This window comes from Sphingobium xanthum (assembly GCF_019737615.1).
In the GTDB taxonomy this organism is placed as follows: Bacteria; Pseudomonadota; Alphaproteobacteria; order Sphingomonadales; family Sphingomonadaceae; genus Sphingobium; species Sphingobium xanthum.
Genome location: NZ_JAHKKS010000001.1, coordinates 616,533 through 641,222 on the forward strand (window position 1 = coordinate 616,533; position 24,690 = coordinate 641,222).

General features: G+C 63.7%; 19 protein-coding genes. 5 read left to right on the top strand and 14 right to left on the bottom strand.

The features are described 5' to 3' along the window. From KM135_RS02975 to KM135_RS02985, 3 genes are all read right to left on the bottom strand, one after another. Positions 1-1,593, bottom strand: coding sequence for a flavin monoamine oxidase family protein (locus KM135_RS02975; RefSeq protein ID WP_221712451.1), 1,593 nt, complete (start codon positions 1,591-1,593; stop codon positions 1-3). A 76-nt stretch (positions 1,594-1,669) separates the two neighbouring features. Continuing rightward, on the bottom strand, positions 1,670-2,179 hold the full coding sequence (locus KM135_RS02980) for a Rid family hydrolase (protein WP_221712454.1): 510 nt from the start codon (positions 2,177-2,179) through the stop codon (positions 1,670-1,672). Positions 2,180-2,229: 50 nt separating this feature from the next. Beyond that, positions 2,230-4,824: a TonB-dependent receptor plug domain-containing protein gene (locus tag KM135_RS02985; RefSeq protein WP_221712456.1), complete on the bottom strand. Its 2,595-nt coding sequence runs from the start codon at positions 4,822-4,824 to the stop codon at positions 2,230-2,232. A gap of 293 nt (positions 4,825-5,117) precedes the next feature. Here KM135_RS02985 and KM135_RS02990 point away from each other — a divergent pair, with 293 nt between their 5' ends. Further along, positions 5,118-5,753, top strand: a complete 636-nt coding sequence (locus tag KM135_RS02990) for a RidA family protein (RefSeq protein WP_221712457.1) — start codon at positions 5,118-5,120, stop codon at positions 5,751-5,753. A gap of 18 nt (positions 5,754-5,771) precedes the next feature. Here the strand turns inward: KM135_RS02990 and KM135_RS02995 are convergent, their stop codons facing one another. From KM135_RS02995 to KM135_RS03030, 8 genes are all read right to left on the bottom strand, one after another. Further along, complete coding sequence (locus tag KM135_RS02995; protein WP_221712459.1) at positions 5,772-6,692, bottom strand: response regulator transcription factor; 921 nt, start codon at positions 6,690-6,692, stop codon at positions 5,772-5,774. 6 nt (positions 6,693-6,698) lie between these two features. After that, positions 6,699-8,417, bottom strand: a complete 1,719-nt coding sequence (locus KM135_RS03000; RefSeq protein ID WP_221712462.1) for an ATP-binding response regulator — start codon at positions 8,415-8,417, stop codon at positions 6,699-6,701. A 251-nt stretch (positions 8,418-8,668) separates the two neighbouring features. Next, on the bottom strand, positions 8,669-9,106 hold the full coding sequence (locus KM135_RS03005; protein WP_221712464.1) for a c-type cytochrome: 438 nt from the start codon (positions 9,104-9,106) through the stop codon (positions 8,669-8,671). 4 nt (positions 9,107-9,110) lie between these two features. After that, positions 9,111-10,388 carry an FAD-dependent oxidoreductase gene (locus KM135_RS03010; protein ID WP_221712466.1) on the bottom strand — a complete coding sequence of 426 codons (1,278 nt, stop codon included), beginning with the start codon at positions 10,386-10,388 and terminating at the stop codon, positions 9,111-9,113. 224 nt (positions 10,389-10,612) lie between these two features. Next, positions 10,613-11,446 (bottom strand): shikimate dehydrogenase, encoded by an 834-nt coding sequence (aroE, locus tag KM135_RS03015; RefSeq protein WP_221712468.1) that lies wholly within the window; start codon positions 11,444-11,446, stop codon positions 10,613-10,615. A gap of 62 nt (positions 11,447-11,508) precedes the next feature. Next, positions 11,509-14,460 carry a TonB-dependent receptor domain-containing protein gene (locus KM135_RS03020; protein WP_246605670.1) on the bottom strand — a complete coding sequence of 984 codons (2,952 nt, stop codon included), beginning with the start codon at positions 14,458-14,460 and terminating at the stop codon, positions 11,509-11,511. Positions 14,461-14,536: 76 nt separating this feature from the next. Next, complete coding sequence (locus KM135_RS03025) at positions 14,537-15,763, bottom strand: MFS transporter (RefSeq protein ID WP_221712473.1); 1,227 nt, start codon at positions 15,761-15,763, stop codon at positions 14,537-14,539. 67 nt (positions 15,764-15,830) lie between these two features. Next, positions 15,831-16,478, bottom strand: a complete 648-nt coding sequence (locus tag KM135_RS03030; RefSeq protein WP_221712475.1) for a TetR/AcrR family transcriptional regulator — start codon at positions 16,476-16,478, stop codon at positions 15,831-15,833. A gap of 296 nt (positions 16,479-16,774) precedes the next feature. Between KM135_RS03030 and KM135_RS03035 the strand changes: the two genes are divergently transcribed. From KM135_RS03035 to KM135_RS03050, 4 genes are read left to right on the top strand one after another with little or no spacing between them, the layout of a single operon-like run. Then, on the top strand, positions 16,775-18,637 hold the full coding sequence (locus KM135_RS03035) for a bifunctional sugar phosphate isomerase/epimerase/4-hydroxyphenylpyruvate dioxygenase family protein (RefSeq protein WP_221712476.1): 1,863 nt from the start codon (positions 16,775-16,777) through the stop codon (positions 18,635-18,637). A 12-nt stretch (positions 18,638-18,649) separates the two neighbouring features. Beyond that, positions 18,650-19,645 carry an alpha/beta hydrolase gene (locus KM135_RS03040; RefSeq protein WP_221712477.1) on the top strand — a complete coding sequence of 332 codons (996 nt, stop codon included), beginning with the start codon at positions 18,650-18,652 and terminating at the stop codon, positions 19,643-19,645. Between the two features lie 11 nt (positions 19,646-19,656). Continuing rightward, entirely contained in the window at positions 19,657-21,231 is a 1,575-nt protein-coding gene (locus tag KM135_RS03045; protein ID WP_246605671.1) for a carboxylesterase/lipase family protein, read from the top strand. 2 nt (positions 21,232-21,233) lie between these two features. Continuing rightward, positions 21,234-22,295 carry a hypothetical protein gene (locus tag KM135_RS03050; RefSeq protein WP_221712479.1) on the top strand — a complete coding sequence of 354 codons (1,062 nt, stop codon included), beginning with the start codon at positions 21,234-21,236 and terminating at the stop codon, positions 22,293-22,295. Between the two features lie 300 nt (positions 22,296-22,595). On the opposite strand, the gene KM135_RS03055 is transcribed toward KM135_RS03050, so the two are convergent. Genes KM135_RS03055 through KM135_RS03065 form a run of 3 tightly spaced genes read right to left on the bottom strand, consistent with a single transcriptional unit; the run spans position 22,596 to position 24,653 of the window. Continuing rightward, positions 22,596-23,345, bottom strand: coding sequence for a cupin domain-containing protein (locus tag KM135_RS03055; protein WP_221712480.1), 750 nt, complete (start codon positions 23,343-23,345; stop codon positions 22,596-22,598). Between the two features lie 34 nt (positions 23,346-23,379). After that, complete coding sequence (locus KM135_RS03060; RefSeq protein WP_221712481.1) at positions 23,380-24,000, bottom strand: hypothetical protein; 621 nt, start codon at positions 23,998-24,000, stop codon at positions 23,380-23,382. Beyond that, positions 23,997-24,653 (bottom strand): HupE/UreJ family protein, encoded by a 657-nt coding sequence (locus KM135_RS03065; protein WP_246605718.1) that lies wholly within the window; start codon positions 24,651-24,653, stop codon positions 23,997-23,999. The genes KM135_RS03060 and KM135_RS03065 overlap by 4 nt, the downstream gene beginning before the upstream one ends. Positions 24,654-24,690: the final 37 nt, after the last annotated feature.

The following is a 24,690-nucleotide window of genomic DNA, read 5'->3' on the forward strand; positions in this document are numbered from 1 at the left end:
TCAGGCTCCCGTGGCGCGTTCATGGATGCGCCGAATTGCGTCGAGCCCGGAGAGCAGCGAGCCCTCCATCCAGCCGCCATAATAAGAGGCATGTTCGCCCGCGAGGACGATGCGGCCGTCCATCGCGACCAGATTCTGATAGTGGGTGGCGCGGCTCGCTTCGCTCCAGGAAGAGGAACACCCCAGAATCCAGGGCAGGCGAGACCAGGCGACGGAAATACCGTTCATATAGGCGCCGCGATACTCGGCGGGGTGGAAGACCGATCCCTGCGCCAGTGCCGCCTCGATGCGTTGCGCGGGTGTCATGCCGGTGAGCTGGAGGCTGCCGGCGCCGCCAATGGCAAAAGCGCCGAGCAGAACCGCCGGGCCATCCTTGAACATGTTGTTGTTGGGATAGGAGATCAGCCCGATCGCCTGATCGGTGAAGCTGTGGCCGCCATAGATCGCATATTTCTCTTCCCAGAACCGGCTGCGCATCTCGAGGCCGATCTTGACTGCGGGACCGAGGGGCACGGCCTTGATCGCCGCCGCCATCGGCGCGCCGCACTGCATGTCGAGCTGCGAGAGGACCGACGGCGGAATGGTGTTGACGCACCAGTCGGCACGGCTCTGGCCGGCCTTGCCGCTCTGCCGGTCTTCCCAGAACACGGTGACGCCGCTGTCGTCCTGCGCGATGCGCGTGACCTTGGCGTTGAGACGGATGACCTTGCCGACCTGCTTGACGAAGCCCTTGCCGATCATGTCCATGCCGCCCTTGGGCTGGAACATGGTCGTCTGCATCACATAGTTGAAAAAGAAAGACATCTGATTCCAGATGCGGGAATCGAGCACGTCCGAGAGGGCATTGATGGTGGAGGGTGAGGGCGCGCCGTTGACGCCGCCGCCGGGCGGACGATCGAACCCGCGCTGACCCGAAACACGAAGGCCGCTCGTATATTTCAAGTCGCCGTCGAGCACGCCCCAGGCGCGCAGACCCTCGATCAGCTTTTCCTTGTCTTCCCTGGTGACCGTCTGATCGAGCTGGCCGGCATTGAGCGACTTGCCGAGCAGCTCCGCGACATGGCCTTTGAAGTCCGTCGCCAGCTCCTTGTAGCGCTGGGGCTTGCCGCCGAACGCCTTGCTGTTGTGGACAAAGGCATTGTGATTGAGCTGGATGAACGGCTCCATCTCCACGCCGAACGCCTTGCAATAATGCAGCAGCGTGCGGTGATGATGCGGGATGCGCCAGGGGCCGGGATTGACGTAGTTGCCGGGGGCGAATTCGCAGGTCTGCGTCGCGCCGCCGACCTCCACGACCTTGTCGCCGCCTCGCAGGGAATAGTTCCGGCCGCCGGGGCGATCTTGATATTCGAGAATTTCGACGGCGTAGCCGGCCCTCTGCAACTCATAGGCCGCGACGAGCCCCGCGAGTCCGGCGCCAAGGATCAGAACCTTCTTGCCCTTTGGGGCGCCGGTGAGATTGGGCGGGCCGGTGAACTGCGTCTCGGCGGCGTGGCCGAGTGCGGTCATCGCCTGATACATGGCAATGGCGCCACCCGCCTTGCCGATCATAGCCAGCAGATCGCGCCGTGTCGGCGCCGCATCCTGCGTCATTGTCGCTGCGTCCCCTTGAAACTCTTGCACCCCGCCAGTGCGGAGGCGCCGTTCCCCAACGGCGCCTCTCGCTTCGTCAGGGCATTTTCGCCGCGATCGCCTCGATCTCGACGTACATGGTGGGCCGGCCGAGCGCGGCGATCTGGATCGTCGAGCGTGTCGGCTTGTTGGGCTGCTCGGCCGTGCCGAAGAAGGTGCGGAACACCTCGTTCATCGCCGCGCTGTCCATCTTGCCGCCCGTTGCGGGCGTGCCGACCAGGAAGACCGTCATCTTGACGATGTCGCCCATCCCCCAGCCCTTGGCTTCCAGCGCAGCCTTCATCTTGGTGAGAATGCTGAGCGTCTGCGCCTTGGTGTCGCCCAGTTCATCCGGCTTGGATGCATCGGGCGGCGACGGCGTCGTGCCGGAGACGAACATGATGTTGGCACCGGCCGGCACGAAGGCCAGCGAGGCGATAGGCGAGTTGGGATTGCCGTAGGTGCGCTCGACGGTCTGTGCGCCGGCAGTGGAGGGGAGCGCTGCGAGCAGCGCTCCCGCGATGATGGCGGCAGTCATGCCAAACCTGTTCTTGGTCTTCGTCGTCATCTTATCCATCTCCTTGTGTCTGGCAGGAACGGCCATGTGCTTGATTGCGCTTAGAACTTCAGACTTACGCGGGCGTAGTAATAGCCGCCGTTCGTGCCGTAGGCGCCGAAGTTATAAGGTGCGTTGATCGCGCCGCTATTGTTGATGTAGGGCGAGTTGCCCGTCGTCGGCCAGGTGGCCGGATCATAGTTGGAGACGAGCGGCGGAACTTCAGGCATTTTGTTGAACAAGTTATTCGCACCGATCGCGATGTTGGCGAATTCGGTGATGTCATAGTCGAGTTCGAGATCGACTATCGCCGCAGCGGCGACTTCCGCATTATAGTAATACTGGCCGTTTGACAGCAGAATGGGGCCCCGCGTGCCGGCGCCGTTCGGCTGAACATACTGGTTGGTCTTGCTGTAGTAGTTGACGCGCGCGTTGGCGCTGAACTTGCCGCTGGTGAAAAGAGCACCGAAGTTCAGCTTGAAGTCGGGACTCGCCTTCTCGATGATCTGTTGAGAGGTCGGACTGAACAGCGTGCCCAGCTTGCTGTCGGTGACCTCCGTCACATTGTAGTTGGCACCGAGCGAGAGATCGACCTTGCCGAAGCCGAGTTCGACGGGATAGCGGGCCGCGAGTTCCAGGCCCATCGTGCGGGTATCAATACCGTTGGTGAACGTCTGTATGGCGAGAGTGCCCCGCTGCAGCACTGTCGGGTCGAGCTGCTTGCCGCTTGCGGCAATAGCGTTCTGGACGAGCTGATAGGGGGTCAGGCCATTGATTAGCGGAGTCAGGACCTGGATCGGATCGGACGTAATGTTGACGAAGCGCTGGCCAGTGATGCCGCCCGACGACACGATTCGATCCTTGATCTTGATATAGTAGCCGTCCAGCGTCACCGTCAGGCGTGGGATGGGGCGCAGCACGATGCCGGCGGACAGGTTGACCGACTTCTCCGGCCCCAGAGCGCCGAAGCCCGCGCTCGCCGAGCCCGGCGAACTGGGTGCGAGTTGGAGCGTCGCGGCGGTCGGGCCGACGTTGGTAGCCGAATAGCCGCCTTCCTGAAGCGACGGCGCGCGGAAACCAGTGCTGGCCGTGCCGCGGATCGCGATGGCATCCGAGAAGTCGTAGCGCGTGGTGATCTTGCCGATCAGCGTATCGCCGAAGTCGCTATAGTCCTCATAGCGGCCGGCGAGATCGACGGTCCATGCCGACACCGGATTGGCGATGATGTTGGCATAGACGGCCTTGGCGGTGCGCTTGGTCTTGCCGGCGTCGCTCAACGCATAGCCCGGGAAGGACTGGCCGCCCTCGATGTAGAGCGATCCGGCGTCGCCCGCGCCAATGATGTAGGTTTCCCTGCGATATTCCGCACCGAAGGCAAGGGTCAGCGGATCCTCGAAGCCAACGTTGAACTCCTTGCGCAGGTCAGCCGTGCCGACATACTGGCGGAACTCGAACTTGCCGTCATAGAAATCGCTCGGCGACTGGCCGGTATCGACGAACATCGACGCATTGACCGATTGTGTCGTGTAAACTCGCGCCACGTCTTCCGAATAGCTGCTGGCAAGATCCCAGTTCCAGCCATCGATCTCGCCCCGCAGGCCGCCGGTGATCGAGAATTCGTCCTGCATCACCTCGATATGCGGGATCAGGCCGGTCTTGGTCGTGGTGCCGAAGCAGTTGGTGGGATCGGTGGTCGTGGAAACCCATCTGTTCTGGGTCGTGTTGAAGGTACGGCAGAGACGGGTCGGATGACGATAGCCCTGGAGCGCGTCACCATGGCGGTAGGACACGTCACCGAAGGAGTAGAGTTCGACGCCGCCGAAATCGTAACCGAAATTGTAGAAGGCCACGGTCAGCTTCGAGGCCGGCTGGCCACCATTGACGTTAGCCGTGCAATTGATCGCGTTGCAGGCGTCGAGCAGCGGCTTGAAGGCGGCCGACACGTTGGTGACGGTCGTGCCGTTATAGTTCTTCACCGACATCTGCCCGTCGCCGATCGTCGTCCATTCATTGCGGCGATGGTAGAGCGCGATGTCGAAGAAACCGCTGTCGCCGATCGACATGCCGAAATTGCCGCTGGCGCTGTAGCTGGTGCCCTCTCCGTCGTAATACTGACCGGCGTTGAGCTTGATCGCGCCGCCTTCGGTGTCGGACTTCAGGATGATGTTGATGACGCCGGCGATCGCGTCCGAGCCGTATTGTGCGGCCGCGCCATCCTGCAGCACTTCGATGCGCTGGACGATGTCCGGCGGGATGAGGTCGATGCTCGGCGCGGCGGAACCGCCGAAAGCGCCATTGATGACCTGAAGGATCGCGTTGGCATGACGGCGCTTGCCGTTGACCATCACAAGCGTGTGGTTGGGGCTGAGGCCGCGCAGGCGCGCCGAGAGCGAGAAGCTCGCCATATCGGTGCCCTGGGTCTGTGCCTGGAAGCTCGGTACGAGCTGCGTGAGTGCCTGATTGAGGTTGGGCTGGCCGACACGGGACAGCGCGTCTTCGCTGAGCAGTTGGATCGGCGCGGCGCTCTCGGCGGCCATCATACCGCTTGCGCGCGTGCCGGTGACGATGATTTCGCTGCCTTCTTCGACGGCGGCATCTTGAGGAACCTCGGTCTGCGCATAGCTTGCCGTCGGCAAGGCGCTTGAAGCGAGGAGCATGGCGGCAAACAGCCTGCGGTTCGTAATCATATGCAAGAGTCCCCCTTGTTGTGTTTCTAGGCACTCTCCCTGCGGGCTTTTTTCTGGTGCGCCGCGACTGCGCTTTTTTTTATGCCGACCGACCCGATCGCCGGCACCTTGCTGCGACGCACCATGAGGAGATCGCAGCGGCCCGGATTCGGACATACGCATTTTGTCGTATGGTGAGCGTGGGGTGCGCGCCCTAGCCAGCTACTTGTATGAAAAGCATCGCCCGCAATGGCTTGAACCAGCCAATTTCTCCGCTCCGCAGGATGTTCCTGACTTTTTTAGGCACAATCGCTCTAGCGGCCGTTCCCGCACAAGCGGGTGTCACCCGGATCAAGAGTGATCCGAACGCGCGGATTCTCGACGGCGTGCTGGTGAGCGGCGACATGGAAACCTTCTTCCTGTCCGGTCAGCTGCCGTCGCCCGTCGATCCCAAGAAGCCGATGACCGAGGTCAAGAGCATCGAGGATATGGGCGACACCAAGGCGCAGACGATCAGCACCTTGCAGAAGATCAAGACCCTGCTCGAACGGCAGGGCTACAAGATGTCCGATGTGGTGAAGATGCAGCTCTTCATCGCGGCCGATCCGCGCACGGGCAAGATGGATTTCGCCGGCGCCAATGCGGGCTTCGGGCAGTTCTTCGGCACCGCCGAGAACCCGAACACGGTGGCGCGTTCGACCTTCCAGGTCGCCGCGCTCGTCGGCCCCTATTTTCTGATCGAGATCGAGGCGGTTGCGGTCAAGCCGAAGGGCAAGCCGAGCGCCGCGCTGGACGCCCCCGGTGCGGACACGGACGACGCCGAGCAGGCGAAGGTCGAAGATGCGTCCAATGTCACGGCCAGCTATGCGCGGCCGCATCGCTATCCCAAGGCGCTGCGCAAGAAGTCGTCGCTCGTCTGAGCTTGCGGCCCGTTCGGCCTATTGGCCGAGCATCCGGATGGCGACCGCCGCCGCCGCCGAGCGTGTTTCCACGCCGATCTTGTCGAAAATCCGTTCCAGATGCTTGGTCACGGTGCGCGGACTGATCTGAAGTACATCGCTGATCACGCGATTGGGTTTGCCATAGCTTACCCACAACAGAACCTCGGCCTCGCGGTGCGTGAGCGGCAGCCGATCCTGCAGACGCGCGAGATCCTGGTCCGGATCGACCTCGCTCAGGCGGATCAGGACCTCGTCCTCGCGATAATGTGCGACGACGACCATCTCCAGTTCGCCATCGCCCTTGACCTGTTTGACGCGAACCGAGCCGCCTGCCTCTTCCTTGGAGAGGAGGCGCTCGATCTGGCTGCGGATTTCCCCCGGGAGCGCAGCCTGATCCCGCTGCCAGCCCGGCGACATGCGGGCAATGGCCTTCTCGGCACGCGGCGTACACCACAGCAGTCGGCCCTGTGCGTCCGTGGCGAGGATCAGGCGATCGGTCGCGTCAAGGCTCGTGATGCTGGCGTGGACCGCGCGCCCCTGCGCCATGTGGACGCGGACACGGGCGAGGAGCTCCTTGAGGTCAACAGGTTTGCGGACATAGTCCACCCCACCGACTTCGAACGCCTCGACGACATGCTCGCTTTCGGTCAGCCCGGTCATGAAGATGACCGGGATGCTGGCGGTCGCGGGCCGCGACTTGATCTTCTGGGTCGTCTCGAACCCATCCATGCCGGGCATGACGGCGTCCATCAGGATGAGATCGGGCACGATGTTGTTGAGCAGTTCCAGTGCCGCTTCGCCCGACGTGGCGACCAGTACGGACATTTCCGCACGCTCCAGAATCGCGGTCAGCATGCGCAGCGAGTCCGGCTCGTCATCGACGACGAGAACGGTGTCGGAGTGGCCGGGCGCCTGCATGATCTTTCAGCTTTCCTGCAACAGTTTCGCCATACCGGCGAGGTCATATCGGTCCAGATGGTCGTAAAGGCGGCGCACGAGGGCTTCGGCATCGGGCGCGGCTTCCTCGAGCAGCTTGATTTCGGCCTCGATGCCGCGGACATAGCCGATGCGCAGAAATTCGCGCAGCCGCACGATATGAGGCTGCGCGGCGCTGTCAATCGACGGCATCGCCCTGTTCGGCTCTGATTCGTCGTCCTGATGCGGAGCCTCGTTGCTCGCCGGCGCCCTGTCATCATGCAGCCAGGTCAGGCCCAGCAGGTCGCCCACCGTCTCGATCAGCATCTCGAACTCGACCGGCTTGACGAGAAAGCGGTCATGCGCCGGCGCGTCGAACTCAGGGCGATGCAGTTCCTCGCTATTGGCGGAGAGCATGAGGATCTGCAGACCATTGCCGAAATGCCGGCGCAAACCGACACCGGTTTCCCAGCCGGATATTCCAGGTAGACTGATGTCGAGGATCGCCAGATCGATATCTCGGTCGACAATCGCCGCGAGCGCCAGTTCGCCGTTCGGATGCGCACTGACCACAAAGCCGAGCGACGTCAGCAGGCGTTGGAGGAACAGGCGCTGGTCGTCATCATCCTCGACGAGCAGGATGTTACGTCGCGAGCCTTCATAGCCGACGAGTTGGCGCGCCGGGGCGGGCGGGGCGATGCGACCGCTCACTTCGCCGAGCATCATCGTGATGCGGAAGCAGGTGCCGACGCCGAGTTCGCTTTCCAGTTCCAGCTTGCCGCCGAGGATCTCGACGATCGTGCGCGCAATGGCGAGGCCGAGGCCAGCGCCCGGCTTGACGCGCCCACCCGGGGGCGTTGCCGCAGAGCCGCGCTCGAAGCGCTCGAAAATGCGCTCATGGTCCTCGGGCGGAATGCCGGGACCGGTGTCGCGTACCTCAAAGACCGCGATCTGGCCGGAATAGGTCACTCTGAGCGCGACCGAGCCATGTTCGGTGAACTTGATCGCGTTGGAGAGGAGATTGATCAGCACCTGCCGGAACCGGCTCTGGTCGAGCCGGACCATCTCAGGCAGGCGCTCGGGCGTCTCGTAGATGAAGGCCAGCCCCTTGGAGAAGGCGGACGGGCGCATCATCGAGACGACCTGATCGAGAAAGGGCGCCAGCCGCACTTCCTCGCTGCGAACACGCAAGACGCCAAATTCGAGCTGCGAGATATCCAGCAAGCCCTCGACAAGATTTGTGAGATGCTCCGAGCAACGCAGGATAACGCGGCCGGCTTCCCTGGCATTGGTGCCTTCGCCGCGCTCGAAGAGCTGCGCATAGCCGTAAATCGCGTTGAGCGGCGAACGGATCTCGTGGCTGACGCTGGCCAGATAGCGGCTCTTGGCGAGATTGGCGCTCTCGGCTGCCTGCTTGGCGCGCAGCAAGGTCGCGGTCTGCGTGGCGAGCAAATGCTGCGTTCGCGAAGCGGCGTCCAGCGCGCGGAAGCCGAGCAGCACGGCCGTGACGACACCGCCCAGAGCGAAGACGATGAATATCTCGATCAGTGTGTCCCGTCGCTGTGCTGCGATGTCGATACCGATCAGGATGCCTGCGATCGCCGTGGTGACCAGCGCGAGCGCGAGAATCCGCCGAAGGCCGCGCGTTCCTGCGCCGAGCGAGGCTAGAGGCTCCAGCGGGGATGCCTGAAGATCGGCCTGACCGCGCGGGAGCTGCTCCATCATCATGCGGGTGAGCCGACCCTGCCGAGGGGACCATGTCCCTCCGGCGCGGATGCCGTTTCTTTGCCGCGCGACGCTCTCATATCGTGCCTTGCCACCCGGGCGGGCGCCTTGCCCACCTCGGTAGGAATGTTGCATCGCAAAAAGATTAACGCAAGTGCCGCATTGCCCGAATCCGGCAGCGCCAAGCAGCCTACATCTTTCCTGCCCGACTGTTGCCGATATGTTGCACCGGCGAAGGGCGATACGGCGGCGCCCTATTTTGCCTTGAGCGCTGCCTTCGCGGAAACGGGTTCGAGCAGGATACGTTTGAGCGCAGCGGTGTCGGCGGGCAATGGCTTCGCGCCGGCTGGCTGCGCATTTGCCTTGAGCAGATAAGCGACGATCTTCGCATTCTCGTCGGGCTTCAGTGATCCTGGCGCGAACTGCGGCATGGCGCGGCCCAGATAGTCGTAAAGCTCACTGAGCGGCGCCTTGCTCCAGTTGACGATGAAGCGGTTCTGCAGGCCAGGCGTCTCAAACGTCCCTTCGAGCAGGCGGCCATGGCACATGGCGCAGCGCGTGGCATAAAGCTGGGCACCGGCTTGTGCCTGATCCTCGGTATAGACGCCCTTGAGGGTGCTTGTCCCGCTGGGCGATGCGCCCAGCAACAGCGGTGCGGCGAGGATGGCGACGAAGCGGGCGTGCCGGACCATGGCGTCAGGCCTGCCGCGCTGCCGGTGCGAAGACCGGCGCAATGATCTTCAGCGCGGCTTCTGTATCGGCGCGGTTGACGAGTTCCATGCTGTTGCCGACGCCCAGCATGTCGCCGAGCTCCGGCGTCGAGCTGTTGTTCTGCACGACGACGCCGTCGGCCTTCGAGAGCACGGAGACATTCTTGTATCGCACGCCATAATTGGCTTCCGGCTGCGGCACGAGCCAGCCTGTCTGGCCGCGCACGGGAATGACCGTTTGGTCGTTGATCAGGTCGCGCGCGGCATAGCCGGTGCAGTGGATCACCACCTTCTCCTTGAGATCGGCGAACTGCGCCGGCGTCGCGAAGTCGCGCATCACATATTGTCCGCCGCGACCGAAGAACTCGCTCTGCAGCATGTGCGCATAGCTGGAGAAGTTGAAATGCATCTGCGACGTGCGGGTCGCATAGGGGACGTTGAACGGTATTTCCTCGGGCGCGAGCGCCACGGACTGGGGCACGATATCGCGGATGCGCTCGTCGAGATGCGCGAACTCGGTGTGCTGGAGCGGCGTACCCTTGGTCGCATAGCTGTCCGTGATCGCCGGGTCGGGCGTCCAGACGCGGCGCTGCGGCGGCGTGTCGGAGAGGCCGTAGCTTTCGGTGAACTCGACCGGTTTGCCCGGCAGGCCGAGGCAGGTGCGGAACGCTTTCCAGGAGAAGCGCGCCATCTGCTCCCACAGATCGCCGAAAGCGGGGCCGGCCGGCTCGGCGAGCGCGATGCGCGAACTCGGCGTGAACGATCCGCTGGCCCGGAAGGAGCGCGAGCGCTGGATCGGATCGCGCGAGTAGATGGTGACCTTGAGCCCATATTGCTGGGCGAGGACGGCCGTGGTCAGGCCGATGATGCCGCAGCCGATGACAGCGATTTCCTTGGGGAAGACCGTCAGTGCTTTGCCGAGTGCAACATCGGCCGATCCCCAGGAGAGCGACCAGCCGCTGCCGCCATGGCCATAATTATGCACGACGAGCGTATCGCGGACCATCTCCGTGCCGAGATTGGGGCCGGCGGCGCGCAGCGGGCGAAGGCAGCATTTGAGGTCGATCAGCTGATCGAGCGAGACGCGCAGCGGAACGAGCGAGATCGATTTGCCGGGAAGGGGCGGGGGGGGAGCCGCGCTGGTTTGCGCAAGCTTCGTCGCCGAGGCGCAGGCCTGAAGTCCCACAAGCGCTGCTGCGCCCAACGACCCCCGAAGCATGGCACGCCGCTCAACCAATTGTCCGATCTGGTCGTAGCGCGACATGCAACCCCCGTTGGTGTTCGTTGTAGATGGCGGCGTCCGGGCAGCAATTGCCTGAATTGCGTATTGAGTTCGTCCGCGGTGACCATGCCCGGACGGGACTCAGTCTTATTCGCCCAATGACGGCGCCTCGCCCCGTTGATAGCGGCGCAACCCGATGTTGAACAGCAGCACGGTGATCGACGAACAGGCGATTGCGATGGAAATCGCCGTGCGGGTCGGGTTCTTCAGCCCGCCGGGAAGCTCTCGGCCATGCGCGCCTGATCGGCGGATCGGCCGGTGATGATCTCGAACGCGCGCGCCGCCTGGCCGATGACCATACCGCGGCCGTTGAGCGTCGGGCAGCCCTTGGCGCGCGCGATGCGCAGCAATTCGGTCTCGAGCGGGAAGTAGATGATGTCCACGACCCAGTGCCGTGCGTCGATGAGATCGGCCGGGAGGGGGAGGCCGGGATGCGCGGCCATGCCGATCGGAGTCGCATTGACGATGCCATCCACATCGTCGGTGGAGAGCGCGTCAAGCGGTCGCGCGACGACGCGGCCCTTGCCGATCCGGGCTTCCAGCCGCGCGACCAGGCTCTCGGCACGGGCCGGGTCCGCGTCGCAGATTTCGACGAATCCGATGGGCAATGAGAGCAGGGCGCTTGCCACGGCGGCGCCGGCGCCGCCCGCGCCCATCAGCAGAACGCGGTCTTTCCGGACATCGGGCAAGCCCATCGTCAGGCTGTCCCGGAAGCCTTCCATGTCGGTGTTGAAGCCGATGAGCGCGCCATCCCGCATCGCGACGGTGTTGACCGCGCCGACCAACTCCGCCCCTTCGGACAATTCGTCGAGGATCGGGATTACCTGCTGCTTGAACGGAAAGGTGATGTTCACGCCCGCAAAGCCCTCGGCCGAGAGCTGCCGCAGGAAGGCGGGCAGGGCATCGTCGGGCAGATCGCGCTGGCTGAAGTCGAACAACTCGTAGCTCAGGTCGAGTCCCTGCGACCGGGCTTCCTGCTCGTGCAGCCAGGGAGATCGCGAGGAGAGGATGGAACGACCTATCAGGCCCGAACGGATCATGGCGTTGTCACTGTCAAATCAAAAGGGTTCCGGTGCCGCCGAGGCGGCACCGGTGGGGAGAGTCAGAAACCGGCCTTGATGCCGACGTAGAATGAACGGCCGATAGCATCGTAGAGCGCCGTGTCCGTACCGTTTTGCGAGCTGGCCACAAACGGGAGGCTCTTGTTGAACAGGTTTGTCACGCCGCCGCGCAGTTCGACGGCGTTCGTCAGCTTGTAGTTGGCGAACATATCCCAGGTCGCATAGGCCCCGACGCCGACCGAGGCGGTGTTGGGCGTCAGCACGGAGCTGTTGTCTTTCATGCCGCTCTGGTAGCGCCAGCGCAGGCCGACGCCGAGCGCATCGGAGCGGTAGCCGAAGGTTGTCAGCGCCTTCCATTCCGGCGTGGCGCGCGGCGGGACGGCGCCCGGACCGGCACCGCCGACGCTCACCCCGGTATAGTCGAGGAACGCCGCACCGGGCAGGAGCTGGACCTTGTAGCTGTTCAGCCAGCCGACCGCGGTGTCGATGTAGAGCTTGCCGCTGCTGGCCAGGAAGTCCGCCGGCACGCCCCAGTGGACCTGCGCCTCGACACCGCTCGTCTGGAGCTGGCCCAGGTTCAGATATGGCGTCGAGACATTGAGAATTTGCCCGGTCGAGGTGTCGCGCGAGATCAGCGAGCAATAGCTGTTGGCATTAGAGTAGCTCGGGTTCGAGCCGTCGAGATTGAAACACTTCGACAGCACGGTGAGGCCCGGCACGGCCGAGATCACGTCCTTGATCTTGATGTTGTAATAGTCGACCGAGATCGAGAAATCGCCCAGCAGGCCGCTGCCGCGCGGGGCGTTGAACACGAAACCGAGATTGTAGGTGGTGGCGCGCTCCGGTGTCAGGCCGATGTTGCCCGCGACGACCTGGCCCGTCGCCGTGGTCGGGAACTGGTAGCTGCCGATGACCGCCGAAGGAACGCCCTGAGACACGCACAGGGTGGCGACCTGCGCCCCGCTGCTGCCGGTGCGCGCCGTCGAGCGAACGTCGCACGGATCACCGAGCGATCCCGGCGGCGTGCCGATCACCAGCTGGTTGCCCTGCGGCGGCGAGAAGAGCTCGCCGATATTCGGCGCACGGACAGCGCGCTGATAGCTGCCACGGAACAGCAGATTGGGAGTGGGGCTCCAGCGGGCATCGAACTCGTAGCTGGTGATCGAGCCGCTCACCGAATAGTCGGAGACACGCGCGGCGCCACCGATGCCCAACTCGTGGACGAAAGGCTTGTCGGCGAGCAGCGGAATGTCGATCTGACCCGCCAGTTCCTTGACCGAAATCGACTTTTTCGAGACAGGCAGGGTGTTGACGACACCCTCGATATTGCCACCCGGCGCAAAGCCCGAGGTCGCGATGAGGTCGGCGTCCGGCGAGAAGGAATAGGTGTTCTTGCGATAGGCGGCCACCACGGCGAGTTGCACGGGGCCGGCGCCCAGATCGAACAGACTGCCGTTCACCTGGCCCTGGACCTGAGTCTGGGACAAGCGCTCCTGGCTGCGCGCATCCTTCGTCATGAAGGCCTCGCAAGCGTCGGAGAGGTTGCGCGCATTGCTGTCGCCGAACGGATTGAAACCGCCCGCACATAGCGAAGCACCGCCATCGGCTGCATTGAGCAGGCGCTGCACCTGGCTCTTGAGCACGGCGTGATGCATGGTCTGGTCGTGGACAGACTGGTCGTAGGACGTGAAAACGTCGAACGACCAGCCGGACGTGATTTCGCCCTTCAGGCCTGCCAGATACTGCTGGACCTGGAAATTCTCGTCCCAGTTCTTGTCGGGAATGCCCACATAGCGCGCGTTCCAGAGGAAGGGCGCGGTCGCATTGGGCCGGGAGGCCAGGATCGTGCCCAGGTTGGCCGGGATGAACGGGTTGGTCGTCGGGATCGTGGTCAGCGTGGGGAACTGTGTGAGGCTTCCGCCGCTTTCCGTGTTCACGGTGAGGTCGACGTACATGAACTGCGAATAGATGTTCAGTGTCGGCGTGATGTCGAAGTCGGCCTTCACGAAAGCCGTCTTGCGCTTCACCGAGTTGAGGAACTGGATCTGCTGGCCGACCGGCATGCGGACGTTGCCGCCTACGATCAGATAGCCATTGCTGTTGGTTGCGCCCTTGTAGTTCAGCGCACCGTTCTGCGTGAACAAGGTGCCATCGTTGTTGAAGCCGAGATTGATCAGGTTGCTGACTGTCGAGGTGACGCCATAGCTGGTGAAAAGGCCCTGCACGACGGCGGCGTTGGGCGCATTGGTCGCGCTGGGCACGAAGGTGCCTGTGCCGATGAAGGATGACGGTGTCTTGTCGTTGAAGAAGGAGCGGGCGCTGCCGTTCACCGGGTCCTGCTTGGAATAGGTGAAAGCGGCGATCAGATGGCCGCGTTCCTGCGCGAAGTTCGTCCCGATGGCGAGCGAGGCGTTGAACTTGTTGGCGTCGCCCTTCTCGCTGAACGAATCCATGAGATCGAGCTTGATGCCGTCGAAGGAGCGGATGGTCTTGAAGTTGACCACGCCGGACATGGCGTCCGAGCCATAGACCGCTGATGCGCCGCCCGTGATCGTGTCGATCCCGCTGATGATGGCGTCCGGCAGGATGTTGATATCGACATTGCCGTTGATGTCGGAGGCGGGCAGGCGCCGGCCGTCGAGCAGCACGAGGTTGCGGTTCGTGCCAAGGCCGTGAAGGTTGATGGAAGCGCGGCCGCCCGTGCCCTGTCCGCCCGTCGCGCTGTTGCCGCCGACGGTGAAGCTCGGGATCTGGTTGAGCGCATCCGAGAGGTTCGCGGTGCCCGCTTCCTTGATCGCTGCCTCGCCGAGGGTGACGATCGGGCTGACCGAGGTGTTATTCGGTCGCTGGATGAGCGACCCCGTCACGATGATATCCTGGGTTTCGGCTTCGGCTTCTGTCGCTGCGGTCTGTGCATAGCCGGGCAGGCCCCAGCCGATCGCGATCGCAAGCAGCGAGGCAGACATCGCGTAACGCGCACCTTTCAGTTTCATGATCATCACTCCCCATTGGCCGGCCTTGGGGCCGACTCTCGGTGAGTCATTTATGTTACGAACTAGTTCCTGTCAATTATGCTCTGCGATCGGATCGCGCATTCACGAACAGGACGCAGGCCGCGCAAGCGAGCAGTGGCACGCAGTAGCTGAGGAAAAGCAGCGGAAGTGGAACCTGCGCAGCCATCAGGTAGCCGCCGAGCATCGGGCCGATGATCGCGCCGCTGCGGCCGATGCCGATCGCCCAGCCGATGCCGGTCGCGCGGAACTGGGCGGGGTAGGTAGACGCCGCGAGCGGCCACACGCCGTTATATCCGCCCTGCAGCAGGACGCCGATGAGGAACGCGACGGTCAGTGTCATGCCGATCGACATGGTGGCGCTGCCGAAGACGATCATGGCGACTGCGGCGCCGGTGAGCATGGCGGGGACGAGCCGGCCGAGCGGCAGCTTGACGGCGAGGAAGCTCATCGAAGCCGTGCCGACGAAGGCGCCGAGATTGTAGAGCGCGCCGGCGTAAATGCCGTTCGTCTCGGACAGGCCCGCTTCGATCGCCAGCTTCGGAATCCAGCTCACGATGAAATAGAGGACCATGAGGCCGAAGAAAACGGCGCCCCAGAGGAGCAGAGTCCGGCGGCGAAAGGCGGGGCTGAACAGAGAGCGTACATTGCCTGCCTCGGGCAGGTCCTGCGTCGCCGGTCCGGTTGCTCTGGGAAGCAGCCACCAGGCGGCGGGGCCGAGCACGACGGTGATGCAGCCGGCATAGATCAGCAGCGCCTGCCAGCCATGAGTCGGCAGCAGTTGCACGACCGATATGCCGGTGAAGACCGCCGCGAACGGATAACCCGCCTGCACCATGCCCACCGCCAGATTGCGGTGTGCCGCCGGCGCGGATTCGGCCGCCAGTGCCGCCATCGCCGCCAGAACGGTGCCGATCCCCGCGCCGACGATGACGCGCATCAGGAAGAATTGCGTCACGGACGTCACGAAGCCGCTCGCGATCATGCCTGCCGACATGAGGGCGAGGGCGGTCAGGATGATCCGCCGCCGCCCGAACCGATCGGCCAGCGGGGCGATGAACATGCCGCCGATCGCCATGCCGAGCAGGCCCGCGCTGAACAGATTGCCCATCGTCGCTGCGCCCAGGCCCCATTCGGACTGGAGGCGCGGCGCGATGAACGAGAGGATGGTGACATCAATGCCGTCCGCCATGTTTATGGCGAAGCACAAGGCGACGATCGCAAAGCCGCGCGATGACCAGCGATCGGGTCCGGCGCTCGATGTGCCGACGGGGGTAACAGCCATATCCTCTCCTCTTTGCCTGGCGCGTGGTCATGCGGAGAGGTCGGCCGGGCGCAGGCCCGGGGACGAGTCAGTCCGCCTTGGAAACCCACGCCAATATGATGTCGGCGACCTGCTTTGCCCGGCGCGCGATGGCGTCCGGGCTGGACATGTCGATCCCGAAATTGTGGGCGAACGTGAACTGGTTGGAGACGTAGTAGAAGCTCAGCGCAGAGATATTCAGGTGCAGGTCGATGGGGTCGATCCCGCTCTGGAACGTGCCTTCCGCCTCGCCGCGCCGGATGATGCTTTCCAGCAAGCCGATGACGCGGCGATTGCCCGTCGGCAGATCGTCGATCTGCTTGAGATGCTCGGCGCGGTGGATGTTCTCGTTCATGACGAGACGCACGAGTTCGGGATGTTCCGAGTGATAATGGACGTCATGCTCGATCAGCCGGCGCAGCGCGTCGGAGGCGCTGCCGCTCTCGATGTCGACCTTGCTCTCGCTCTCGCGCACGCGCCGATAGGCACGCTCCAGAACCGCTCGGTAGAGCTCGTCCTTGCCTTCGAAATAATAATAGATTTTGCGCTTGGTCGACCGGCCCGCAATCTCGTCGATCCGCGCACCCGCAAGGCCTTTCTCCACGAACTCCTGCGTCGCGATGTCGATGATCTGATTGACGGCTTGCTCGCGCGCTTCTGCATGGGAGCGGCGCGGTGCCTTGGTCGTGCCGGTCATTGATGGAGTCCTTGCCTGGCTTGATCGGTCGGTACGGCCCGCCTCGCGGCGCGGCTTGTCCGTTGGATAGCGGCAAATGGCGGCACGGTCTTTAGCGGAGATGCGCGGCATCCCTGCGTCCCTTTCGGGCGCCGGACGGCCGCTGCGCTGGTTCTTTCTCTCCACTGATCATGTTTTCCATTAATGTGACGAACTAGTCCCTAACATTTCTTCTTTTGTCAATGCGGATGTCGTGTTAGGTCGCATCGACGAGCCGGCATGACAGAGCCGGAGGAGTCCGGAGAGAGCGAAGGTCAATGAAGACGTCGATCGCCACCGTGTCGATCAGCGGATCGCTGGATGCCAAGTTGCGGGCGATTGCCGCAGCCGGCTTCGACGGCGCGGAGGTTTTCGAGAATGACCTGTTGTCCTCGCATCTGAGCGCGCGCGAGATCGCGGCGCTGATGAACGACCTCGGCCTCGTTTGCACAATGTTCCAGCCATTCCGGGATCTGGAAGGGCTTCCGGATGCGCAGCGTGCCCGCGCCTTCGACCGGCTCGAGCGCAAGTTCGACGTGATGGAGGAACTCGGCACGGACCTTCTGCTGGTCTGCTCGAGCTGTTCGCCGCTTGCGGAGGGTGATCGCGACCGGATCATCGCCGACCTCGCGGAAGCGGGGGAACGTGCCGGCCGCCGGGGTCTCCGCATCGGCTATGAAGCGCTCGCCTGGGGGCGCCATGTGAACGACCATCGCGACGCCTGGGGCCTCGTGCGCGACGTCGATCATCCCGCCATCGGCCTCGTGCTCGACAGTTTCCATTCGCTCGCCCGGCGTATCCCGTCGAGCAGCATCGGCGACATCCGGCCGGAAAAGCTCTTCATCGTGCAGGTGGCCGACGCGCCGCTGCTGGACATGGATTATCTCGGCTGGAGCCGACACTTCCGCGCGATGCCGGGGCAGGGCGATTTCCCGCTCGACGACTGGGCGGGCGCCATCCGTAAGATAGGTTACGAAGGCTATTGGAGCCTCGAAATCTTCAACGACCGCTTCCGGGCCGGTTCGGCGTCGAGCGTGGCGGTCGATGGCTATCGGTCGCTGCGTATCCTGGAGGGCGGCATCTCGAAACCCTCCGGCGTGGCAACCGGCATGCCGCCAGCCATCGCGCCGCTCGGCGTCGAGTTCATCGAGTTCGCGGCCAGCCCGGACGAGGCGGAGGAACTCGAGCCGATGCTCCGACCGCTCGGCTTCCGGCCCGTCGCGCGGCATCGCTCCAAGGACGTGACGCGCTGGCAGCAGGGCGCAATCAACATCGTGGTCAATTGCGAGCCGGAAGGGCTGGCGCACAGCTTCGACAGCGTCCACGGCGCGTCCGTCTGCGCGATCGGCGTCGCCGTCGATAATGTCGAGGATGCGCTGGCGCGGGCGGACAGCCTGCACATTCCCCGGTTCGAGCAGGCGGTAGCCCCGGGCGAATGGCCGATCCCGAGCGTGCGCGGCGTTGGAGGCAGTCTCGTCTATTTCGTCGATGGCGCCACGCGCGAGGCGATGTGGGCGCATGAGTTTCCGCATGCGCTCGAAGAGGAGGGCGATGCAGCCCTGCTCGGCGAGATCGATCACATCGCGCAGACGATGCAATATGAGGAATTTCTGAGCTGGCTCCTCTTCTATGTGGGGCTGTTCGAGGTTCGAAAGACGCCGCAGCTCGAAATCGCCGATCCGATGGGTCTCGTACAAAGCCAGGCGGTCGAGACGCCGGGCCGACGGATGCGGATCACGCTCAACGGCTCACTGGCCGCGCAATCGCTCTCCTCGCGCTTCATCCAGAATTATTTCGGCGCGGGTGTTCAGCACATCGCCTTCTCGACCACGGACGTCTTCGGCGTCGCCGAAGCGTCGCAGGCTGCCGGTCTTCCGCGCCTCGCCATCCCGCGCAATTATTATGACGACCTCGAAGCCCGCTGGGACCTCGATCCGGCGCTCATCGAGCGCATGGCCGCGCTGGACATCCTCTACGATCGCGACGGTGAGGCCGAATATTTCCAGTTCTACAGCCGGGCTTTCGCGCGGCGGGTGTTCTTCGAGATCGTCGAGCGGCGCGGATATGAGGGCTATGGCGCCGTCAACGCGCCGATCCGTCTCGCGGCCCAGGCAAGACATAAGCCGGAATTTCTGGACTGAGGAGAGAGTGCCATGAGGAGACTCGCAAAGGCGAGCCTGTGCGTTTCGACATTGACCCTTCTTGTCGCGACAGGTGTCGGCGCGTCAGCACAACAGGTCGGGAAACGCGATTTCCCGGTCGCGGACGCGCCGGTGCTCACCGATCATTTGCCCAACCCGCCGGTCACCTTCGCGAATGGGGTCAAGGCCTGGCGCGATGTCGTCTATCAGACGCTGCCCGGCTATCGGCCGCAGATCGTCGACGTCTATGTGCCCGCCAAGCCCGGGCCGCACCCGCTGATCCTCTATATCCACGGCGGCGGCTGGATGGGCGGCCATACGCGCCATTCGGGCGCGCTCGCTGATTTCCCGAAAGTGCTGGCTGCCCTCGCGGCCGAGGGCTTTGTCGTCGCGAGCCTCGAATATCGGCTGTCGGGTGAAGCGGCCTTCCCCGCGCAACTCCAGGATTCGAATGCCGCCCTGCGCTTTCTGCGTGCCCATGCCGGGGAATATCACATCGATCCCAAGCGCGTTGGCGTCTGGGGCGGATCGGCGGGCGGGCATCTCACCGCGCTCACCGCGACCACCTGCCGCAACACGACGCTCGATCCAGCGGCAGGAGAGGACGGGTGTGTGCAGGCGGCCGTGACCTGGTACGGCGTCTTCGACTTCGCCGGCATGACGGCCGCGCCGGACGGCAACAGCGCCGGCAAGCGCCTACTCGGCTGCGCGGAAACCTGCCCGGACGACAAGATCAGGTCCGTCAGCCCGGTCAGCTATATCGACAGTCAGGATCCACCGTTCCTCCTGATCCACGGCGAAGAGGACAAGGTCGTCCCCGTTGCCCAGTCGCGGATCGGCGAGGCTGCGCTGCGCAAGGCCGGTGTGTCCGTCGAGAGCATCTATATCGCCGGCGTCGATCACAGCTTCATCGGGGCAACTCCTGCCGCGACACGCGACGCCACGCTCCGCGCAACCAATGCGACCTTCGATTTCTTTCACGACAAGCTCGGCGTGCCGCGGCCATGAGGCGGGCGGCATTGAGTATCGGCGGAACGCTGCTCTCCGCCGCGCTTCTCACGCTCGGCACAGCAGCGTCTGGACAGGCCATCGCCGTCGATGGCGGATCGATCGATGGGCGCGCTTTGCCCTCCGGCGTCAAGGCATGGCTCGGTGTGCCCTTTGCTGCGCCGCCGGTCCGCAACCTGCGCTGGCGCCCGCCCGCGCCGGTCGAGCGCTGGTCCGGCACGCTGCACGCAGATCGCTATGCGCCCGAATGCCTCCAGCCGCTGCGCAGTGCCGGCCAGAACCATTATTTCGGCGAGGAAGCGACCAGCGAGGACTGCCTCTATCTGAACATCTGGGCGCCTGCGAAGGCCCGCAAGGCGCCGGTCATCGTCTGGATCTACGGCGGCGGTTTCAACATCGGCTCGGCGAGCATGGCGAACTATTCCGGCGAGCCGCTGGCCAGCGCCGGCGTGGTGCGCATCAACATTGCCTATCGCGTCGGGCCGCTGGGTTTTCTCGCGCATCCCGATCTGACGCGCGAATCTGGCTATGGCGGTTCGGGCAATTATGGCCTGATGGACCAGATTGCCGCGCTCCAGTGGATCCGTCGCAACATCGCCAAATTCGGCGGCGATCCCGCTAATGTGACGATCGTCGGCCAGTCGGCGGGGTCGATGTCGGTCTCGCTGCTGCAGATCAGTCCGCTCGCCAAAGGACTTTTCGCCCGTGCAGTCGGAATGAGCGGCAGTGCCTTCGGCGGCATGCTCGGCCCGGCGCCGCTGGCGCAGGCGGAAGGGCAGGGGCTTGCCCTGCAGAAGGAACTGGGCGTCGCCTCGCTGCAGGCGCTGCGCGAAGTGCCGGGCGACCGCCTGATCGCCGCGACGACGCGCCGCGATCCGACAGTGCTGGACGGGCATGTGTTGACGGGGACGGCCGAGCAGATTTTCGAACGGCGGCAGCACAGCGACGTCCCGGTATTGATCGGCTATACGCGGGACGAGAGTTTCCGGCCGTTCGGCGCGATCCGATCGTCGGCCTACCTGCAAGCGGCGGTGCGCGAGCGCTTTCCCGACCAAGCGGATGCGATCTTGGCGGCCTATGCGGGCACCGATCCGGCGCGCGCGGCAGCCGATATCGCGCGTGACGCCACGGTGGGGCGCCAGACGGCAGAATGGGCACGCTATCAGCAGCGCAACGGCACCGCGCCAGCCTATGCTTTCTTCTTCACGCGCCGCCAGCCTTATGCGCCTGGCATCACCTTCAACGATCATGATCCGGCGACCGTGGGCGCCTATCATAGCGGCGACATTCCCTATTGGCTGCGCACCCGCGACGCCTTCAACCTGTTCCGCACGACGCGCAACTGGGAACCGGGCGATGTCGCGCTCGAGCGGACCATGTCCGATGCGCTGATTTCCTTCGCGCAGGACGGCAAGCCGGTCAGCCCGCAAGAAGGGGCGTGGCCGATGTTCAACGCAGACGCGCCGCGTCTCATGTCGCTGGGCCTCGAGAGCCGGGCGATAGACTGGCCGCACTTTGCCGACATGATGCGTTTCGGCGCGCCGGTCGCGGGCGAGCGCCCGCGCGACGCCCGCCCGCGCGACTGATCATGATTTCGGCCCTGCTTGCGGCTGCGCTCGCCAGCACAGCGGATTCGGGCGCGGCTGCGATCGATCCGTGCATCCCGGACGAGGAGCTTTCTTATGTCTGCGGAGCCGAAAAGCCTGAAGATGTCGTCGCCATGGAAGGCACCAAATGGCTGATCGCCAGCGGCTTTTCGACAGGCGCGGGACTCAAGCTCGTCGATACGAAGAGCCGGACATTCGCGCTCTGGTATCGCGGTACCGTCGATCAGATCGATCCGGACGCGCATGACTTCCCGCACTGCCAGGGCCGTCTTGATCCGGCCCTGTTCAACGCGCGCGGGCTCTCCATTCGGCAGGCGGGGCTGGGGCGCTGGCGGTTGCTGGTCGTCAATCATGGCGGCCGCGAGTCGATCGAGATCTTCGATGTCGCGATGCGGTCGGGCCTGCCGCATCTGACCTGGCGGGGTTGCCTCCCGATGCCGGAGGGCCAGGTCGCCAACAGTGTTGCGAGCTTTTCGGACGGAACGATCCTGACGACCGTGCTGACGCGGCCGGGGACGACCATTGCCGATTTCGTGCAGGGCAGGGCGACCGGCGCCGTCTGGCAATGGCGCCCGGGCGATGCGTCGTTCACGCTGCTTCCCGGCACGGAACTGCCCGGAAACAACGGGCTGGAGACCGATCCGGACGATCGCCATTTCCACGTCGTCGCTTTCGGCTGGCATGCCGTCATTACCTTCGACCGCGCCGACACCAAGCGCCCGGTCTCGCGGATCGAGGCGCCCGATTTCATGCCGGACAATATCCACTGGACCGGCGGACGCCTGCTGCTCGCCGGCATGCGTCATGACGAACCGGCCTGCGGTGGTCTGCGCCGCGTGATCGACGGGATTGCCGATCCGATGGTTTGCCATCGCGGATGGATCGTGGGCGAACTGGACCGCGCGCAAAACCGCATCCGCACGATCGCCTATGGCACGCCGCGCCCGCGGTTCAACGGGCTGTCGGCCGCAGCGCTGGTCGATGGCGCTCTCTGGCTCGGCTCCTATCAGTCCGCGCGTCTGGCGGTCGTGCCGCTGCCCTGAGGAGCGTAAACGCTGCTCGTTTGGACGGAGGCATACCAACAAAACTACCAACAGGCACGAAAGCTGGCGCCAACCATGTCTTTTGGACATTCCAAGAAGACGATTCAAGGACTAGCCGAGCATCGCCTCGATCTCAAAACTGGGGTCATCGTGGAGTTTGATGCGCCGGGCGCGGTCAACCAGCGCAGCGTGTAAGACAGCCGCCAAGTCTTTCGATCACCGCCTGCGAAGGAACTTGTCGCTGGTCTCGTACAGGGCAAACCGATGAGCTAAGCTGGATCTATATTCCGAGCATGTGCTTCAAACACGATAGATGGCGAAGAGCTTGGTCACGTCCTCGCGGCTCTGCCAGGCGCAATGCGCTCCCTCCTCAGCAAGAACGATGTCACCTTTCGCGAACGTCTGGCTGCGGCCGGTCTCGTCGGTCAGAGTGACCGATCCGGCCAGGAGATACATGATCTCATAATGGCCGTAGCGAAAGCCGTGGCGATGATAGGCTGTCGATGTCCAGGTGCCACAGACGAAGCGGCCGTCATCGACCCGGTAGTCGTTGTGATTGGAGCATTCGGGTGCCGGGCCCACGAGTATATCGGCTGCAGGTTTGGCGGATGGCAGAAATTCGGGCGCTTTGCTGAGCGGTGTGATCGGCGTATCCGATGCCGTGCTCCCAGGATATCGCATGAAGAGAAGCTGCGCTTCATTTTCTGCCTTCCAGTCGAATGCGCAACCCATAGGCAGGACCGCAGCATCCCCGTCTTCAAGCGTCACAGTTCCATTTTTGGTTACGAACTCGACGCGACCCTGCACGACCAAAACGAACTCGTCCGCGGGCATGGCAGGGACATGGCCATATTCGTGTGTCAGCAAAATCGCACCGACTGGTGATGTTCGATCGGCTGCCTGCAGCGCTACCCGGCGTTGCAGAAAGCTCTGCCCGCCCTGCGGCAAGTCCCGCAACGCACCGAGACGTTCTGCCAGGAAGGCACCTAGATCGACAAAGGATGGCATTCGGGCCTCATTGCCGGCGGAAAGATCGATCATCTGTTGCATCGGACACTCGCTGTTGAAGAGACCTGAACTTCCGTCATTCGACAGGCGGTTCGAAAAGGTCCTTATAGAAACCGGAAGTCTTGAGCGTGATGGTCACAGGCGTTTCGCTGCCATTGCGCCAGTACCAGCCATGCGTCCCCTCGAACGGCGCCGTGAATGAGCCCTGCGCCTCCATCATGTTTTTCTGTTTCCAATAGGTCGAGAACTCGCCGTTCTTGCCGCCCTTGGGCTCGCCATGCATGTCCATGCGGATCGGAGCGCTCGAGTTCCATCGGAAGATGAGATGGTCGCCCTTCATCATATGGGCTTTGACCTCGATGCCGGTATGGGGCTGCAGCGTGAGACTTTTCTCGTCAGAGCGCATCGCCGTCTTTGCTTCGATATTTTCCTTGACCTGTGGAGCAATCTGAATGGCTGTCGCGGCCGGGGAGGTGGTCGCCGCTTCGTCGAGAGTGTCTACACCGCCTTCTTCATCGCCACTTGCCATGCCTGTAAGTCCAAGGGCCTTGCCGACGCCCGTAGGGTCGATTCCCCACTCTGCGGGAAGAACGAACAGAGTCAGGATTGCCACGGCGCCGATCGCCGCGACCGCCGAGGCCCGCGCGAGGGCGCGCGGCGATGCCCGATAGGGAAGAACTGTGGCAGAAGCGTTCATAGTCCTTGCTCCGTGAAATAGCCGGCCATCTGGTAGCCGATGAGGATGAAGCCGGCGCACATCAGCAGGCCGTTGGCGACAAGGACGCTGCGGTTGAAGCTCGGTGTCTGGCGCCAGAACGTCATCAGAATGAGGATGATGCTGAGCGCGATCACTTGCCCCGCTTCGACCCCGATGTTGAAGCTGACCAGATTGACCAGCAGGCCATCGCGCGATGCAATCAGGTCCTGGAGCTTCGTGGCCAGGCCGAACCCATGGAAGAATCCGAAGATCAGCACCGCGCCTTTCTGGTTTGGCTGTCTGCCGAACAAGGTCGGAAATGCGCCCAGATTGTCGAGCGCTTTATAGACGACGGACAAGCCGATGATCGCGTCGATGATGAACGGATTGGCGTGAATGTTGAACATTACCCCGGCCAGCAACGTCGTGCTGTGGCCGATCGCGAAAAGGGTGACATAGGTCCAGACGTCCTTCAGGCGATACAGAAAGAAGATCACGCCGAATAGGAACAGGAGATGATCGTAACCGGTCACCATGTGCTTGGCGCCGAGATACAGATAGGGGATGACGTTGATTCCGGGATTTGCCTGGATGAACGCCTTGTCGCCCTCGGCCACGCCATGGGCGAGCGCATCCCCCGCGAACACAAGCATAGCCACGACCAAGAGGCCCGCTTGAAGGGGCACTCGC

What these genes read in the sequence shown, in the direction of transcription:
- KM135_RS02975 (WP_221712451.1), bottom strand. Translation starts at nt 1,593, where the DNA reads ATGACGCAGGATGCGGCGCCGACACGGCGCGATCTGCTGGCTATGATC.
- KM135_RS02980 (WP_221712454.1), bottom strand. Translation starts at nt 2,179, where the DNA reads ATGACGACGAAGACCAAGAACAGGTTTGGCATGACTGCCGCCATCATC.
- KM135_RS02985 (WP_221712456.1), bottom strand. Translation starts at nt 4,824, where the DNA reads ATGCTCCTCGCTTCAAGCGCCTTGCCGACGGCAAGCTATGCGCAGACC.
- KM135_RS02990 (WP_221712457.1), top strand. Translation starts at nt 5,118, where the DNA reads ATGTTCCTGACTTTTTTAGGCACAATCGCTCTAGCGGCCGTTCCCGCA.
- KM135_RS02995 (WP_221712459.1), bottom strand. Translation starts at nt 6,692, where the DNA reads ATGCAGGCGCCCGGCCACTCCGACACCGTTCTCGTCGTCGATGACGAG.
- KM135_RS03000 (WP_221712462.1), bottom strand. Translation starts at nt 8,417, where the DNA reads ATGATGATGGAGCAGCTCCCGCGCGGTCAGGCCGATCTTCAGGCATCC.
- KM135_RS03005 (WP_221712464.1), bottom strand. Translation starts at nt 9,106, where the DNA reads ATGGTCCGGCACGCCCGCTTCGTCGCCATCCTCGCCGCACCGCTGTTG.
- KM135_RS03010 (WP_221712466.1), bottom strand. Translation starts at nt 10,388, where the DNA reads ATGTCGCGCTACGACCAGATCGGACAATTGGTTGAGCGGCGTGCCATG.
- aroE (WP_221712468.1), bottom strand. Translation starts at nt 11,446, where the DNA reads ATGATCCGTTCGGGCCTGATAGGTCGTTCCATCCTCTCCTCGCGATCT.
- KM135_RS03020 (WP_246605670.1), bottom strand. Translation starts at nt 14,460, where the DNA reads ATGAAACTGAAAGGTGCGCGTTACGCGATGTCTGCCTCGCTGCTTGCG.
- KM135_RS03025 (WP_221712473.1), bottom strand. Translation starts at nt 15,763, where the DNA reads ATGGCTGTTACCCCCGTCGGCACATCGAGCGCCGGACCCGATCGCTGG.
- KM135_RS03030 (WP_221712475.1), bottom strand. Translation starts at nt 16,478, where the DNA reads ATGACCGGCACGACCAAGGCACCGCGCCGCTCCCATGCAGAAGCGCGC.
- KM135_RS03035 (WP_221712476.1), top strand. Translation starts at nt 16,775, where the DNA reads ATGAAGACGTCGATCGCCACCGTGTCGATCAGCGGATCGCTGGATGCC.
- KM135_RS03040 (WP_221712477.1), top strand. Translation starts at nt 18,650, where the DNA reads ATGAGGAGACTCGCAAAGGCGAGCCTGTGCGTTTCGACATTGACCCTT.
- KM135_RS03050 (WP_221712479.1), top strand. Translation starts at nt 21,234, where the DNA reads ATGATTTCGGCCCTGCTTGCGGCTGCGCTCGCCAGCACAGCGGATTCG.
- KM135_RS03055 (WP_221712480.1), bottom strand. Translation starts at nt 23,345, where the DNA reads ATGCAACAGATGATCGATCTTTCCGCCGGCAATGAGGCCCGAATGCCA.
- KM135_RS03060 (WP_221712481.1), bottom strand. Translation starts at nt 24,000, where the DNA reads ATGAACGCTTCTGCCACAGTTCTTCCCTATCGGGCATCGCCGCGCGCC.
- KM135_RS03065 (WP_246605718.1), bottom strand. Translation starts at nt 24,653, where the DNA reads ATGCTTGTGTTCGCGGGGGATGCGCTCGCCCATGGCGTGGCCGAGGGC.